This window comes from Ruminiclostridium cellobioparum DSM 1351 = ATCC 15832, assembly GCF_000621505.1.
Classification (GTDB): Bacteria; Bacillota; Clostridia; order Acetivibrionales; family DSM-1351; genus Ruminiclostridium; species Ruminiclostridium cellobioparum.
In genome coordinates, this window is sequence record NZ_JHYD01000009.1 from 188,817 (window position 1) to 204,102 (window position 15,286).

The 15,286-nt window shown below is 40.9% G+C and carries 15 protein-coding genes, 1 tRNA gene and 1 riboswitch; of the genes, 5 read left to right on the plus strand and 11 right to left on the minus strand.

Features of this window, described 5'->3' with window-relative positions:
* Positions 1-6: 6 nt before the first annotated feature.
* Genes yajC through queA form a run of 3 tightly spaced genes read right to left on the minus strand, consistent with a single transcriptional unit; the run spans position 7 to position 2,556 of the window.
* On the minus strand, positions 7-285 hold the full coding sequence (yajC, locus tag T344_RS0106495) for a preprotein translocase subunit YajC (RefSeq protein WP_004625828.1): 279 nt from the start codon (positions 283-285) through the stop codon (positions 7-9).
* A gap of 60 nt (positions 286-345) precedes the next feature.
* The gene (gene tgt, locus T344_RS0106500) at positions 346-1,470 is read right to left on the minus strand and encodes a tRNA guanosine(34) transglycosylase Tgt (protein WP_004625727.1); all 1,125 of its coding nucleotides are present in this window, start codon (positions 1,468-1,470) and stop codon (positions 346-348) included.
* 57 nt (positions 1,471-1,527) lie between these two features.
* The gene (queA, locus tag T344_RS0106505; protein WP_027628019.1) at positions 1,528-2,556 is read right to left on the minus strand and encodes a tRNA preQ1(34) S-adenosylmethionine ribosyltransferase-isomerase QueA; all 1,029 of its coding nucleotides are present in this window, start codon (positions 2,554-2,556) and stop codon (positions 1,528-1,530) included.
* A gap of 418 nt (positions 2,557-2,974) precedes the next feature.
* On the opposite strand from queA, the gene T344_RS0106510 reads away from it, so the two are divergent.
* Positions 2,975-4,330, plus strand: a complete 1,356-nt coding sequence (locus T344_RS0106510; RefSeq protein ID WP_027628020.1) for an aspartate kinase — start codon at positions 2,975-2,977, stop codon at positions 4,328-4,330.
* A gap of 133 nt (positions 4,331-4,463) precedes the next feature.
* On the opposite strand, the gene T344_RS0106520 is transcribed toward T344_RS0106510, so the two are convergent.
* Positions 4,464-5,444, minus strand: a complete 981-nt coding sequence (locus tag T344_RS0106520; RefSeq protein WP_027628021.1) for a ketoacyl-ACP synthase III — start codon at positions 5,442-5,444, stop codon at positions 4,464-4,466.
* Positions 5,445-5,618: 174 nt separating this feature from the next.
* Positions 5,619-7,280, minus strand: a complete 1,662-nt coding sequence (locus T344_RS0106525) for a SpoIID/LytB domain-containing protein (protein ID WP_027628022.1) — start codon at positions 7,278-7,280, stop codon at positions 5,619-5,621.
* A gap of 192 nt (positions 7,281-7,472) precedes the next feature.
* A riboswitch (Lysine riboswitch) is annotated at positions 7,473-7,654 on the plus strand.
* A gap of 125 nt (positions 7,655-7,779) precedes the next feature.
* Between T344_RS0106525 and dapA the strand changes: the two genes are divergently transcribed.
* From dapA to T344_RS0106540, 3 genes are all read left to right on the plus strand, one after another.
* Positions 7,780-8,661, plus strand: coding sequence for a 4-hydroxy-tetrahydrodipicolinate synthase (dapA, locus tag T344_RS0106530; protein WP_027628023.1), 882 nt, complete (start codon positions 7,780-7,782; stop codon positions 8,659-8,661).
* A 93-nt stretch (positions 8,662-8,754) separates the two neighbouring features.
* Positions 8,755-9,519 (plus strand): 4-hydroxy-tetrahydrodipicolinate reductase, encoded by a 765-nt coding sequence (dapB, locus tag T344_RS0106535; protein ID WP_027628024.1) that lies wholly within the window; start codon positions 8,755-8,757, stop codon positions 9,517-9,519.
* 28 nt (positions 9,520-9,547) lie between these two features.
* A complete protein-coding gene (locus T344_RS0106540) occupies positions 9,548-10,018 on the plus strand; it encodes an ACT domain-containing protein (protein ID WP_027628025.1) in 471 nt (156 codons plus the stop codon).
* 132 nt (positions 10,019-10,150) lie between these two features.
* Here T344_RS0106540 and T344_RS0106545 read toward each other — a convergent pair whose 3' ends face one another.
* Entirely contained in the window at positions 10,151-11,059 is a 909-nt protein-coding gene (locus tag T344_RS0106545) for a YesL family protein (protein WP_027628026.1), read from the minus strand.
* 290 nt (positions 11,060-11,349) lie between these two features.
* Between T344_RS0106545 and T344_RS0106550 the strand changes: the two genes are divergently transcribed.
* A tRNA-Leu gene (locus T344_RS0106550) sits at positions 11,350-11,432 on the plus strand.
* Between the two features lie 124 nt (positions 11,433-11,556).
* Here the strand turns inward: T344_RS0106550 and T344_RS0106555 are convergent.
* The 5 genes from T344_RS0106555 to T344_RS0106575 form a co-directional block, all read right to left on the minus strand.
* Entirely contained in the window at positions 11,557-11,739 is a 183-nt protein-coding gene (locus T344_RS0106555) for a DUF6472 family protein (protein WP_027628027.1), read from the minus strand.
* 77 nt (positions 11,740-11,816) lie between these two features.
* The gene (locus T344_RS0106560; RefSeq protein ID WP_027628028.1) at positions 11,817-12,620 is read right to left on the minus strand and encodes a protein-glutamine gamma-glutamyltransferase; all 804 of its coding nucleotides are present in this window, start codon (positions 12,618-12,620) and stop codon (positions 11,817-11,819) included.
* The gene (locus T344_RS0106565; protein ID WP_027628029.1) at positions 12,613-13,590 is read right to left on the minus strand and encodes a hypothetical protein; all 978 of its coding nucleotides are present in this window, start codon (positions 13,588-13,590) and stop codon (positions 12,613-12,615) included. The genes T344_RS0106560 and T344_RS0106565 overlap by 8 nt, the downstream gene beginning before the upstream one ends.
* Positions 13,591-13,674: 84 nt before the next feature.
* On the minus strand, positions 13,675-13,962 hold the full coding sequence (locus T344_RS0106570; RefSeq protein WP_027628030.1) for a DUF4359 domain-containing protein: 288 nt from the start codon (positions 13,960-13,962) through the stop codon (positions 13,675-13,677).
* A 142-nt stretch (positions 13,963-14,104) separates the two neighbouring features.
* Positions 14,105-15,238, minus strand: coding sequence for a GGDEF domain-containing protein (locus tag T344_RS0106575; protein ID WP_034860684.1), 1,134 nt, complete (start codon positions 15,236-15,238; stop codon positions 14,105-14,107).
* Between the last annotated feature and the right edge of the window lie 48 nt (positions 15,239-15,286).

Consider the following 15,286-nt stretch of genomic DNA (forward strand, 5'->3'; position numbering starts at 1 on the left):
AATTTATTAACCCTCTGCAGGTTTAACTACATCCTTAACTGCCCAACGCTTAACAACGATTTTTGTCTTTTCCACGCTGGTTTCGATAGTGACTTCATCATCTTTGATATTTACTATCTTTCCGTATATCCCGCCGATTGATGTAACAGTCCATCCTACCTGTAAGGAATTGAGCAGTTCCTTTGTCTTTTTTTCTTTTCTCTTCTGCGGGAGAATAAGCATAACATACATAAGACCGAATACTAACGCCATAGGCAGGACAAATCCGACCAGTATTTGTTCCATAAATTAAAAACCTCCGTAAAAATTATTTATTTAACACAGTGTTACTGTATTAACCAGAATTTAGTTCTTTGAATAACCGTACTTATAGTAGAATTCATCTCTGAAACTACCCAATCTATCATCAATTATAGCTTGTCTTACCTGTTTCATCAAGTTAATTAGAAAATATAAGTTATGCCAGGTTGTCAATCTTAATCCCAGGACCTCACCGCATTTGAGCAAATGTCTTATATACGCCCTTGAGTAGTTGCGGCAGACATAGCAATCACATCCCGGGTCCAGTCTGGAGAAATCTCTGGCATACTTTGCATCACGGATTATTACCCGGCCCTGGCTTGTCATAACTGTTCCGTTGCGCCCTATTCTGGTAGGCAGCACGCAGTCAAACATATCTATCCCTCTTATGGTTCCTTCTATGAGGTAATCGGGAGAACCGACCCCCATCAGGTATCTGGGCTTGTGGGCAGGGAGCAGCGGAGCTGTGTAATCCAGTACTTCGTACATAAGTTCGGCGGGTTCTCCCACACTCAAACCTCCTATGGCGTAGCCCGGAAATTCAAGTTCATTGAGCTGTTTTGCACTCTCTATCCTCAAATCCCTGTACATTCCGCCCTGTACTATGCCAAACAGGGACTGTTTTTCGGTATTTGCATGCGCATCCTTACATCTTTTTGCCCAGCGTGTGGTTCTTTCCATGGATTTCTTCACATAATCGTATTCGGCAGGATATGGGGCGCACTCATCAAAAGCCATTATTATATCTGCGCCCAGATCATTCTCTATGCCCATGACCGACTCAGGTGTGAAAATATGCTTTGAGCCGTCCAGATGGGATCTGAAGATTACTCCCTCCTCGGAGATCTTTCTCAAGCCGCTGAGGCTGAACACCTGGAACCCGCCGCTGTCGGTGAGTATTGCCCTGTCCCAGTTCATAAAGCCATGCAGTCCGCCTGCCTGCTTTACAATGTCCTGACCCGGCCTGAGATAACAATGATAGGTATTGCTTAAAATTATTTTTGCATCTATTTCCTTCAATTCTTCAGGGGACATTCCCTTAACAGTGGCAAGCGTCCCCACAGGCATGAACACCGGGGTGTCGAAGGAGCCATGGGGGGTGTGCACTTTACCCAGCCTGGCGCCGGTCTGTTTGCAGGTTTTTATCAATTCATAAGTTACTGCCGCCATATTTATAAACCTTCCATTCCTATTTTGTGGTAGTATTGCGAATTTAATCATGACTTTTTATTTTATAAACATTGCATCTCCGAAGCTGAAAAATCTGTAACGCTCCCTGACTGCAACAGCATAGGCGCCGAGGACATTTTCCCTGCCCGCAAGTGAGCTGACCAGCATTATGAGAGTGGATTCGGGCAGGTGGAAGTTTGTTATGAGCCTGTCCACTATTTTAAACCTGTAACCGGGATATATGAATATATCCGTCCAGCCGTCGCAGGCTTTCACTTCTCCGTTGTTATTGCCGCCCACCGTTTCCAACACCCTGCAGCTGGTAGTGCCTACAGCCACCACCTTCTTACCTGCCTTTTTTGCTGAATTTATCATATCGCAGGCTTCCTGTCCGATGGAATAGTACTCCGAGTGCATTTTATGCTGTGTTATGTCGTCAACCTTCACCGGCCTGAAGGTGCCCAGCCCCACGTGAAGCATCACATAAGCGATTTTAACACCTTTATTCCTTAGGGTTTCCAGCAGTTCCCGAGTAAAATGCAGGCCGGCAGTGGGTGCCGCCGCCGAGCCGTTATATTTTGCATATACAGTCTGATATCTCTCAGGGTCCTCCAGCTTCTCGGTAATATACGGCGGCAGGGGCATTATGCCCACCTTGTCCAGTATTTCCTCAAAAACGCCTTCATATATAAACCGTACAAGCCTGTTCCCCTCTTCAAGTACTTCAAGTATTTCAGCTTTCAACTCTCCGCTGCCGAAAACAAATCTGGCTCCGGGTTTTGCTTTTTTACCCGGCCTGAGTATGACCTCCCAGGTATCGCCTGCAATCCTTTTTAAAAGAACAAACTCTATTTTCCCTCCGCTGCCTTCCTTCTGCCCGAGAAGTCTTGCAGGTATCACTCTGGTGTTGTTTAAAACCAGGCAATCGCCCTCTGCAAAATAATCCGTTATATCCTTAAACAATTTATGATCAATTTCACCCGATTCCCTGTCCAGCACCATCAATCTCGACATATCCCGTCTTTCCAGCGGATGCTGGGCGATCAGCTCTTCAGGCAAATAGTAATCAAACTCCTGTAAATTCACAAAAATTCCTCCAACACCGACACAAATTATTCTTACCCTCTATTGACAATGTACAGTACATTGTCAATAGAGGGTATTATTATATGTAATAACGACCGCCTTAAAACCGGTAGCAAATAAACAATAAATATCATACATTATAATTACTTATATTACAAATACTTATTGCCATATATATTGTTTTTTTGTATAATTTATGAGATATATTCCTGAAACACAGACTTGTTCGACTTGTTCAAAATGAGTTCATAAGAAAATACCGGGAGTTATTTCATATCATTTACCAGGAAGAGTGAATTAAGAATAATTATTAAAGCCGGCCTACAGCCGGCTGCTTATTATCATATTCGCAGACTGTTTGAATGACTCCTGTCAAGTATAAAAATTATAAGTTATTATGGATGGAGGATGCAACAGCATGAAAGTAGCAAAATTTGGTGGAACTTCACTTGCCAACGCTGAACAGATAAAAAAGGTTTGCGATATTATTCTATCTGATAGTGACAGAAAAATTATTGTAGTATCTGCGCCGGGCAAAAGGAATAAAGAGGATACAAAGGTTACGGATTTATTGATCGCCTGTGCCGATAAGCAGCTTGAAACCGGAAATTCAACCGCAGAACTGGAAGCCGTGGTACAGAGATTCAAGGACATAGCAGACCATCTCAAACTTGACGGCAGTATTGTCAATGAAATAAGAAAAGACCTTGAAGAAAGAGTCAAGCTGGATACCAGTCATCAGGGGATGTTTATGGACGCTATGAAAGCTGCGGGAGAAGACAACAGTGCCAAGCTGGTTGCCGCCTACCTTAACAGCATAGGTAAAAAAGCCCACTATGTCAGCCCCAGGCAGGCAGGTCTTTTAATGAGCAGTGAATTCGGAAATGCCCAGGTTCTGCCCCAATCCTTTGAAAACCTGAAAATGCTCAACAATTACGACGGCATCATTATTTTCCCCGGCTTCTTCGGCTACACCCTGGAAGGCAAAGTTGCTACCTTCCCCCGCGGAGGTTCGGATATTACCGGTTCCATACTTGCCGCTGCCCTCAAGGTTGACCTGTATGAAAACTTTACCGATGTAGACGCAGTGTACGCGGCACATCCCGGCCTTGTACACCATCCTGCGGCAATTTCAGAACTTACTTACAGGGAAATGAGAGAGCTCTCATACGCAGGCTTCTCGGTTTTACATGAAGATACCCTTGTTCCGGTCTTTATGGCAGGTGTTCCGGTTTGTATCAAAAATACCAACAATCCCGCTGCTCCCGGAACAAAGATAGTACTTAAAAGAGACATAACTCCCAACCATGTGGTTGGTATAGCCAGTGATTCAGGTTTCTGCTGCATATATGTCAGCAAATTTATGATGAACAGGGAAGTCGGCTTTGGCAGAAAGCTCCTTCAGATACTTGAGGAGGAAGGCATATCATATGAACATACGCCTTCTGGTATTGACAATATTTCTGTTATTCTGAAGCAAAACCAGTTCAAGACTCCCAATGTTGAACAAAAGGTGCTGGACCGTATAAAGAATGAATTGGATTGCGACGATGTGTCCATCGACCATAACCTGGCAATAGTTATTATAGTTGGAGAGGGCATGAAGAATACCGTAGGAACCGCTGCAAGAGCCACATCTGCTTTGGCAAAGGCATCCATAAGCCTTGAAATGATAAATCAGGGTTCTTCCGAAATAACTATGATGTTTGCCGTAAGAGAGAATGAATCAAGCAAAGCTGTCATATCACTGTATAATGAATTTTTTCATAAATAAAAATATTCATATAAAGACATATTGTAAAAATAATACAATTTGAATACATGTATAAATATATGGGGAGCATTTAACAGTGCTCCCCATGATTTTTATCTGTTTGTTTTCAGACACTCTTTCCTTTAAATCTGTTTTACCACTCCAGTACAACTCCTCCATGCGTCAGACCTCCTCCGAAGCCGTACAGAACCATTTTATCGCCTGTTTTGATTTTCGCAGCCTGTAAAGCCATCCATATTGCAAGAGGTATTGTCGCAGAGGAAGTATTTCCGTAATACTCGTTGCTTATCAATGTTTTTTCCATTGGGAATTCCAACCTTTTGCAAAGTGCCTCAATCATGCGTAAATTGGCACTGTGAGGCACAAACCAGGCTATATCCTCCAAAGTGAGTTCCGATTTTTTCAGCAAATTCTGTACACCGTCAGGAATGGTTTTTACCACATATTCATACAGGAATTTCCCTTCCTGCTGGAACAACCTGTTTTTGGTAAGTATTCTGCCATTCACCCGGTCCGACAGCACACTGCAGGTTACATTTTCGGCCAGCTTCCCGTCGGAATTAAAGCTGGAAGCCAGAATACTTCCCTTTCCCTCAGTTTTTTCTATTACAAATGCAGTAGCTGCATCACCAAATATTATACATGTGTTTCTATCGGTATAATCCATTATTTTGGATGTGGCTTCCGAGGATATGAGCAATATTTTTTTGAAGCTTCCTGCTGTTATTAATGAATCAGCCACACACAGCCCATAGGTAAATCCCGTACAGGCCGCATTTATATCCATGGTTCCCGCATTTTGTATACCATAATATCCCTGGACCAAAGCGGCAACCGACGGGGTCAAATGATCTGGGGTAAATGTTGTAACAATTATCATATCCACTTCATCAATAGCAGCGCTATGCCTGGTCAATAGATTTTCTACAGCCTTTATTGCCATATCACTTGAAAACTCATCCTTTTGTGCTGTTCTTCTTTCCTTAACTCCTGTTCTGCGTACAATCCACTCATCATTAGTATCAACAAGCTTTTCAAGGTCATGATTAGTCAGAATTTTTTCCGGTAAGTATGCACCTACCCCTGTGATTTTTGAACTTGAGTTGTACTGCATCTTTACCTCCTTATCATTTTTCATTTATCACCTGATGTTAATACCTAATAACAATATTTTACCATATTATTCTATTTATAGTCAATATTACAAGTTAGATTAAAGGAGCCTGAATGGACCTACCTGTGGGTAAGTTCTATTCAGGCTCCTCTGTACGTAAATTTTGATCAATAATTATTTCTTCACTTCTATCCGGGTCCCGGTATAGTAATGAGTCAGTATTTCATCAAACTTAAAGCCGGCATCCGCCATGCCCTTGGCCCCCTCCTGGCTCATTCCTACGGCATGGCCATAACCTTTTCCGGTGAAGATATATTCTGTGGGAGCTGCCCCAACTTCGGCAGTCTGCCCCTCGGCACCCACTATCGTCAGCTTTTCATCCGGCCCGGTACTTTTTGTCTCGCCGTCGGCTGTAACTACCGTCAGCTCTCCAAGCTGCTTCTTTTCTTCCTTGCCGTCCACCAGGACGATAACATCCGAATTGGTTGTAACAGTATACCATTGACTGTATAATCCTAAAAATGTTCTGCAGCCGTCTTTTGTAAACTTAATCCCCTCCGGCTTTAGGGTGCCTTTGACTAAAATTTCTATAGGTCTGCCGGCATCTGACAGCTTGGTAACTTCTATACCGGTAACATTGCCTATATCATAATTCTTCAGCTTCTGACTGATTTCATCGGCAGTAAAAGTCAATGTCCAGTTGTATTTGGGAGATTTCCCCGATTCATATTTATCCTCGACACTTTTCAGATAGGGAGCACCGCCCCACACATTTGAAGCATCCTCGGTCCAGCCGCCGCTGGAAGCGGAATAAACCGCTTCTATCAAACCGCCTTCATAAGTTATGACCATATCCTTCGTTTCATCAACAGCAGCATTTGTAAATGCATTTTCAGAGCCCATCCCCTTATAGACCTGGCAGTGAATGTCATTACAGAGATTAAAACCATAATTTAAATGCGGGTTTGACTTGCCGGTTTTCGTCAGATTGAGGTAGGCATAGGTTCTGGCAGCCACCGCCTGCGCCTTGAGTGCCTCAACATTGGAGAAACTCTCTATTTCATTGGGAACCACACCGTAAAGATACTCTTCCATGGGCAAGACGTTAATAATGGTCATATCGCTGCCGGCTGCCCTCAGGAATTCCACCTGCCCTCTGTATGTATTAAGCTTACCGGTTCCTATTTGTATGGGCTCACCCTCTGCAAGCGACCTGCCTCTTAAAAGTTTTTGTCCTGCCGCGTACATGAAAATAATATCGCCGGTATTTCCGTCGGCACCGCATATCCTTGTCTCAACATTATCAATTACGGTGCATTCCAGCTGTCCCAGTTTTTGCTTAACTGCCGCAATTGCACTCTCGGCTGCGGCATGGTCAAGATAGAAACCTGTCCAGATATTCCAGCCGTCGTCGGCAAATACGGGATATGCCGTAATTCCCTTCTGCTTATATGTATTTATGACCGGTAATGTTTCATTATAGGTTTTATAAGTATTCTTCAGTTTCAAATGAAACGGGCCTATTGTTGGACTTCCTTCAGCTGCAGCAGACGTCAGATTTGCCCCGCTGCCTGAAAAGTAGCTGTCTTTTCTGATATTGATACTTTGACCCGGACTTGAGTTGAAAACCTGGGAATATGTATTTGCAGCGGCGTCATATGCGCTGTATGCCACACCTTTATCCGCACTGATTATCATCTGGCTCTGTGCCCTTGAACCATAGTACAATCCGATTTTCACAATTTGATTCGAGGCTGCATAAGCATTAAAACGGTTAATCCCCGGAAAAACGGTTAAAAGTAATACTATGCTTAAAAATAAGCAAATTTTCTTCATTTGTAACAAGCTCCTTGTCTTTTCGTCATTTTTTTTAGCTTGTTTCGACAAGGGATATTCTACCTCCTGCCTGAGTCGGAAATTGTAACAGAATTGAAATATGCCGCATATACTATAGTCATATACTATAAAAAGAGAGTAAAAGTATTTGACACATTTACTCACCAATGATATGATAAATGAAATAAATACGGTTTAGATAGAGGTGCGTTTTTTATAAGTATCTGCAATGAGGATTCTGGGGTCTTGTGATTTGCAGTCAAAGGAAAAAACGCCGAAGGTCATTACATCCCATTTCCTGTGTAATACCTGGTTTCAAGGTTAAGAGCCTTGTGACTGTCATCATAATGATGTGGTGGAGCGCTATCTGTTTATTATAATTTCAGGTTATAATGCTTAAAACAGACGTTGGCTCTTGCCAGCGTTTTTTAATTATATTTAAATTATATATTGCATATGGAAAAAAGGACAGCGTGTCACAGCGCAGACGGAGGTTATTATGAGAAAACCAATTTTTACAGGATCAGGCGTTGCAATAGTTACTCCATTTACAAATGAAGGTACAGACTACAATAAACTTTCCGAATTAATTGAATATCAGATCAGGGAAGGCACCGATGCCGTAATTATAGTGGGCACCACAGGCGAGGCGTCTACCATGTATGATGAAGAACATAAGGCAGCAATTAAATTTACTGTTGAAAAAGTTGCCGGAAGAATCCCGGTTATAGCCGGAACAGGAAGCAACCATACCGTACATGCAATAGAGCTGAGCAAATATGCCCAGGAAGTCGGAGCAGATGCAATACTGACTGTAACCCCTTACTACAATAAAACCACTCAGAAGGGATTATATGAGCATTTCAAGCTTATAGCAAAAAGTATCAGCATTCCTGCCGTACTATATAACGTGCCTTCCAGAACAAACCTGAATATTGCTCCCGAAACCATCAAGGCATTGTCTGAAATTGACAATATCGTTGCAATCAAGGAATGCAACCTAGCTCAGGTGGGCGATGTTGTAAACCTCTGCGGTGAAGATTTTACGGTGTATTCCGGAGAGGACGGAGCTATAGTCCCCTTCCTTTCCATGGGGGCAAAGGGTGTTATTTCGGTAATGGCAAATATCATACCTAAAGACACTCACGATATTGTTGCAAAATATCTTTCCGGTGATGTTGAGGGCAGCCGGAAACTGCAGTTAAAGACTCTTGACCTTATTAAGGCTTTATTTGCTGAAGTCAGTCCCATTCCCATAAAAGCGGCAATGAACCTGCTCGGTATGAATGTGGGCAGCTGCAGACTGCCTCTGGTTGACATGTCCGAGAAGAATCTGGAACTTCTTAAAAATGAACTGAAGAAATACGGCTTGCTTCAATAGGCGGCTTGCAGATTTGACATAATTGAAACAATAGTTACTTAAAATACTGTTTAACTAATATACTTATAATATAGATTAGGATGTGAAAAACAAATGATCAATGTTTTACTAAGCGGATGCAATGGAAAGATGGGTCAGGTTATTACCAGGCTGGCTGACGGCTTTAACGGATTAAAGATAGCTGCCGGATTTGATATAAATAATAATATAAATAACCCCTACCCTGTTTTTACTTCATTAAAGGAATGCAATGTAAAGGCCGATGTCATCGTGGATTTTTCAAACCCCAAAGCTTTCGGCGGTTTGATTGAATTTGCACAGGAGAGGAAAATCCCTGTTGTCATGTGCACCACCGGACTTTCCAGCGAGCAGACTCATGTTTTGAAAGATGAAGTATCAAAGCATATTCCTGTGTTTTTCTCAGCGAATATGTCCATAGGGGTTAACTTGCTTATTGATCTGGTTAAAAAAGCTGCAAAGGTACTTGAAGGGCAGTTTGATATTGAAATTGTTGAAAAACACCACAATCAAAAAATCGATGCTCCCAGCGGTACGGCTCTGGCCATTGCGGACGCAATTAACGAAACATTGGAAGAAAAGTGTGAATACATGTATGACAGGCATTCCAGAAGAAAAAAACGCGGCAGGCAGGAAATCGGGATACATGCGGTTCGCGGCGGCACAATCGTAGGCGACCACTCGGTAATATTTGCAGGCAATGATGAAATAATTGAAATTAACCACACTGCCACGTCAAAGGAAATATTCGGCGTCGGTGCCTTAAAAGCCTCACTGTTTCTGGCGGCCAAAAGGCCCGGATTGTATTCAATGACTGATCTGATTGCTGAAATAAAATAAATTTTAACTTTTTAAGGAGGAAATTCTTATGTCCAATAATTCGGTTACAAGTATGAGTACCCTGTACAATGTAGCACTGGTGACGGCAGACAATCTTCCGAATGATATGCTGCTCATATCAGGAATGTTCAGTAAGATAGCAGAAGAAAACATAAATATTGATATGATCAGCCAATCCCCTCCTTATAAAGGAAAAATCAATATTTCCTTCAGTATGCCGGCAGATAACATTGCCAGAGTCATAGCCCTGCTCAATGCATATAAAAGTTCCGTTCCCGACCTGCGGGTAGGCATTGATTCCAACAGCACCAAGATAAGCGTATTCGGCCAGGCCATGAAGGAAATACCCGGAGTTGCGGCACGGCTGTTCAGGCTCCTGGCAGCCAACGAAATAGAAGTAAAGCTTATCACTACTTCCGAAGTCGATATCTCTTTTCTTATTTATGATAAGGATACCGACAGGGCTGTATCGGCCATAAAGGAAGACTTCACGCTTTAGATCAAAGCTCAGGCGGTAAGTATTTTACTTTGTTTGATATTGAATATTGTTTTTACATAATGGAGCACTGTGCCTTTCAATAAGGTCAGTGCTCCTTTTATAAGTCAAGATATTTTTTTATATTAATCTCTTTTATTTTTCTTCGGAATCATCAGATTCGGCCCTATTGCCCTCTTCCTCATAATCCTTTTTGTAGAAGCCTTCTCCGTCATCCTCTTCCTCATCGTCCTCTTCTTCCAGCTGTGCGGTTTGAGTAACCACATATTTCTTTATAATAGGATTGACATAGAAGTTATTCATCAAGCCTATAAAGCTGGGCAGCAGGAATATATAGAGAATACAGCCAATCAGCACATTAAAGAAGGCTGCATAAGCGATTGCTATGTTTAAAATGAAAAACAGCAGATTGGGCAGGAACTTGAGTATTGCAAAAATAAAAGCATTTTTGTAAATATTTTTAATGCTTAAATCTACTGTAACCAGCATGGGATAAATGTACAAATGCATTATCACAAAAATTACAAGGGATAAGGATACAAAGGATGTGGCAGCAGTAAAGATCAATCCATTTTGACCGGCATAGAAATTAATTGCCAAACCCAGAATATACATTACGGCAAAATCTATAACAGTAATTGCCATACCCTGTTTAAAGTTTTTAACAAAGGTTTCCTTGAAATCCCACCATATGAAGGAGTGCTCTTCCCTTGAATAATTCCTCAGGATATAGGTAAAACCAGCCTGTACAGGTCCGAAGGCAATCACCGGCATCAAAGTTAGCAGTGCCGCTAGAAAGAGTCTGAGATAAAAATCACCTATCCCACCGGCGTCAAATTTAATTCTTTGCAAATAAACTTCTGCTATAAAAAAAGCAGCCAGCAATGCAGGAATATTAAATAAGACAAACATCATGTTAACTCTGAGCAAATGCCAGAATTTACGCTTTAGTACTTCAAAAAATATAAAAAATCTCGGCTTGGGAGGAGCGTCCTTATCTACTCCAGGGCCCGGTTTATTGTAGTTTGCACTGAATAACCCCACGCGCAACTCTCCTTTTCTTTTTTCACAGTCATAAATACTATGCTGATATGATAATAAGTATTTTACCAATACTGTGAGCTTCCTTCAACACATTTTGAAAAAATACTTAATTTATTTACAATTTGTTAACTGACTTAAGACACATGAAAAATCAGTATATTCAGTATATATGGGATTTTAAAAATATTTTGCACTAATTTCGTATTTTTTATAAATTATTATTGACACTCTCAGTATATCCTAGTATAATCATACTTGCTGATGCGGGAACGCATCAAAACACCGTAAATGCGATCGTGGCGGAACTGGCAGACGCGCACGTTTGAGGGGCGTGTGGGAGACCGTATGGGTTCAAGTCCCATCGATCGCACCAATAAAAAACCATCGAGTATTCGGTGGTTTTTTTGTGTCCGTTTATTGGGACTTGAACCCGGGAGGGCTCGGAGCGTTTAGAAAATGTCCTCAATGGACATTTTTAGCTTCGAGCAGGAATATTGTTAGTTCTGCTTTCTTACAGTCCTATATTCATCATTAAACTGAAAATAGGGACAATTATTAAAAGTGTTTCTGAGAAATTGACTCATTTCATCTTCATCCAGATTAACTTCACATTGATAGCAGTTAAATTCATCATCATAAATATAGTTTATACAGCATTCACAATTTGTTTTGCCTTTCATCCTCAAGCCTCCCCGCCAGTAGTATCTTTTTCTCTTTTTCTCTCTATGGTAGCATTTTAGTAGCTTTAACACATATTTCAATTGCTTATTAAAGTATTAATGGAATAGTAGTCCTCTCTCGAACCGGGTGAGAAACTGTAATACTGGCTGCTAAGATACTTGAAATTCATACGTTTGGCCGATGGCAGCAAATAGGCTGAAATTGTCGATCCCCTTCGCCGTCTCCTGTTCAGTGCTTCAATTATTCTGTCTCCCGAGGTTATACCTATACCGTGTCCATAATACAGACCATTCTCCAATAAAAAAACATTTTCACCCTGCCACTCAGGCTTCAGAGGATCAACATCAGGATTTTTAAAATACCTGCAATCCCCCGGCAGATAATCGGCTACCCTCATATAGTCCACTATTCCCATATCATTGTCCAGGTGCTGCCAATTCATAAGATATATCCTTGGAAACATTCTGTTGAACAATGCTTCCGGCAGTACATCAACCAGTGCCTTATAATATACGATAACCATTGCCGTAGCACATTCGGTACCGTATTTAGAACTGTTTATGTATATATCCTTTATGGCATCCGAAGGTTTGACTCCGCTTTTTAATTCAAAGCCCCCTTCACCCGTTCTGTACCAGAACTCCGGATTGCATCTGGACTTTCTGAAAACCAAAAAATCCATACGGCTTCTATTCAGGTCTTTAGCAGCATTTACAATACTTCTTCTCAGGGTCAGTTCAAATTTAAGTTCATTCAGAGAACTATAATTATAAACCTGGCTGCTGGTCATTAAAATACTTAAAGTTTTTCCTTCGACAGTGTTTGTTCCATATTGACCAAGAATACTTGAGTCAACCGGGTTACCGTTTATTCTAATCATTCTGATTCCCCACCATCCTCTCAGCCATCTCAATTTGCTTTTCCAAAGGACTATGGAGCCATTTGCTCCACTTATACCTGTCAGAGCGGCAAAGATAATCGGAACAGTTTGAAAGCAGCAGTTTTACATCATCATCGAGCTTGTTGAAGTTATCCAGATATGTAACCTCTTCCTTGCGCAGGGCTCTGGACTGCTCCGCCATAATACCGCCGGCAGGTCTCTGCAGATACTTGGCCTCCAGGGAAACCGCATATCTCAACGGATCTATTGTCTGTTGATTTGAAGAACCTGTGAAATATAAAAAATTCTGATTCCTGTTGATCCATCTCGACGCAATCTGATGCTGTTTCCTGGCATCATTACTCCTGTTGTCAATGTCAGGTATGAAATTTAAAAATTTCCGGGCAAGTTCAACGTCTTTTGGATTGGCGGAACGCAATCTGTTAGCCAGAGTATTCAAATTTTGCGGATTCAGGGTCTCAAAAAATACCCAGGTCAGATCATAAGTATACGACCCTTTTCTGTGACGGTCAAATATAAGATTTTCAACAGTTCTCAGACAGCTTCTGTCGTTATATAACTTGCAAAGAACAATTGCCGAAGTGTCAAGAACCTGGTCGAATTCGTCGCTCAGTCCGTCCTCTGAATAACCCGACTCCAGTATCCACCTGGCAGCTGCAAGATTATCCTGTATATTTCCGGACTGCAGCCTGTCAGAATCAAGCTCTTCATCTGCCAGCACCTGGTTTATGAGATCCAGTGCATACTTGTTCCGGTTGTTCAAGCGTTCATTGAGCCCGATATTATTAATTTCGTTGTGAAGTACAAAAAGTGAAGGAAATTGTAAATTCCTTTGATTAAGTGACTTCAGTGCCTCTTCAACATTGTTGTCTACCATATCTCGAAAAATTGTTGCCAATTTATCGCTTCCGTAATAAATCCTTATTTCATCAAATAATGCAATACTCATACAATACTTCCTCTTTCATAATATCGTATGTAATCATTATATGATAACAATCTTATAAGTTTACAAATTACGGTTAAAACATTCTTACTTTAAATTTATAAAAAATTTTAAAATGCCTAATGTTTTTGTTATCTGGGTGTTTGCAAGCTTTGTTTCATATGTAGAGAACAGGACATAATTATGTCTTTCAGTTACAGGCTCCGCCAGAAGATCGGATATTTTTGAAATTGCTTTTCCCAACGTACCCTGGGAGTTATAGTTCAACTGATCTGCAAGTCTGCCGTTGACCCAGGAATTGTAATCTGCCTGGGACGGGTTGGTCAAAGCCAATATAAAAATTAAGATTGCTATGATTGCAAGAAATTTTTTCAAAATACACCTCCCGTTATCCTAAAGAATAAATATTATTTACAGCGTTTCCAAATAATGTATATAATAAAACAAATATGCTGGAAAGTATAAAAAGCTGCTGCCTATTTTTTCAAGTAAACAATTCCGGTACAATGAGAGCTTTTCAGCTTACTGCCCTTCCCTTTTTATCCTCATACATCAGTTTGTCAATATGCTTGTAAAACTTTTGTATGGAAACTCCGGATTTGGTTTTGTATATGTCATACCCAATGCTGAGACTTATTTCATACGGAATATCATTTTTGCTGTTATATACTTCAATATATTCTTTCAGCCGGCTTATCATACTTATGAGCTCAGCCTCCTCCATTATTTCCATAACAACAACAAATTCATCACCGCCGTATCTGGCTATGAAGTCATTTTTCCTGAAATTCTTTTTAAGAATTTCGGCTACACAGATTAATGCATTATCACCTGCCGTATGCCCGTGTAAGTCGTTTATCTGCTTGAAGGAGTCAACATCGATCATTATACCGGCCAGATATTTGGATTGCACCCTGTTTTTTATTTTCTGATACAAGTAATTGTCCAGCTGCCTCCGGTTGTACAGACCTGTCAGATAGTCGGTGTATAACCGGTTGTTCTGGATATTAATAAAAACAATCAGCAGAGAGAAGGCCATGCATATCCATATCACAGATATCCCATAAAACATTATTTGAAAAACAGCACTGAGAAACGGCGGAAAGGCAGAGGCAATGAGGGCTGCGTATTGCCTCCTGTCAATGCGGTCCTTCCTGCTGACCAGCATGACAAATGTATAGACAAAATAGAAATAACATATGAGACACATGAGCAGAAACAATTTTCCCCTGTAATATACATTGTTGCTGTCGACATAAAATAATAAGCCTGTTGCCGGACTTAAAAGAGCCAGTACCGCGTTAAAAAGTACCGGCAGACTCAACGGCAGGCTGATTTTTTTGACACGCTTTACATCCTTGTTAATCTGAAAATCGGCATAAACGGACCAAAGCATGCAAGGCACGGGATTGAGAATGTAATAGACCGTATTGGATATAATATTCATGTACCTTGCAGTGTCCCCGCTTTTCATATTCAGAACCCACGTTGCTGTATCTACTATTAAGATCAATATATTAAAAAATAATATAAGCATAAATAGCTTCTGATCATATAAATATTTTTCTTTTTTATTTCTCATATTAAAAAATATTATTATCAGGATAGTAGCAGCAATCAAATTAATTTCTATATAACTGAACATCAGCATATTTCCACCTTGCACTTTACACAAAAACAATATGTATCATATTTATTT

Excerpts from the sequence above, each read along its gene's own strand:
- yajC (WP_004625828.1), bottom strand. The coding sequence starts at position 285 with ATGGAACAAATACTGGTCGGATTTGTCCTGCCTATGGCGTTAGTATTC.
- tgt (WP_004625727.1), bottom strand. The coding sequence starts at position 1,470 with ATGGCGGCAGTAACTTATGAATTGATAAAAACCTGCAAACAGACCGGC.
- T344_RS0106510 (WP_027628020.1), top strand. The coding sequence starts at position 2,975 with ATGAAAGTAGCAAAATTTGGTGGAACTTCACTTGCCAACGCTGAACAG.
- T344_RS0106520 (WP_027628021.1), bottom strand. The coding sequence starts at position 5,444 with ATGCAGTACAACTCAAGTTCAAAAATCACAGGGGTAGGTGCATACTTA.
- T344_RS0106525 (WP_027628022.1), bottom strand. The coding sequence starts at position 7,280 with ATGAAGAAAATTTGCTTATTTTTAAGCATAGTATTACTTTTAACCGTT.
- dapA (WP_027628023.1), top strand. The coding sequence starts at position 7,780 with ATGAGAAAACCAATTTTTACAGGATCAGGCGTTGCAATAGTTACTCCA.
- dapB (WP_027628024.1), top strand. The coding sequence starts at position 8,755 with ATGATCAATGTTTTACTAAGCGGATGCAATGGAAAGATGGGTCAGGTT.
- T344_RS0106540 (WP_027628025.1), top strand. The coding sequence starts at position 9,548 with ATGTCCAATAATTCGGTTACAAGTATGAGTACCCTGTACAATGTAGCA.
- T344_RS0106555 (WP_027628027.1), bottom strand. The coding sequence starts at position 11,739 with ATGAAAGGCAAAACAAATTGTGAATGCTGTATAAACTATATTTATGAT.
- T344_RS0106560 (WP_027628028.1), bottom strand. The coding sequence starts at position 12,620 with ATGATTAGAATAAACGGTAACCCGGTTGACTCAAGTATTCTTGGTCAA.
- T344_RS0106565 (WP_027628029.1), bottom strand. The coding sequence starts at position 13,590 with ATGAGTATTGCATTATTTGATGAAATAAGGATTTATTACGGAAGCGAT.
- T344_RS0106575 (WP_034860684.1), bottom strand. The coding sequence starts at position 15,238 with ATGCTGATGTTCAGTTATATAGAAATTAATTTGATTGCTGCTACTATC.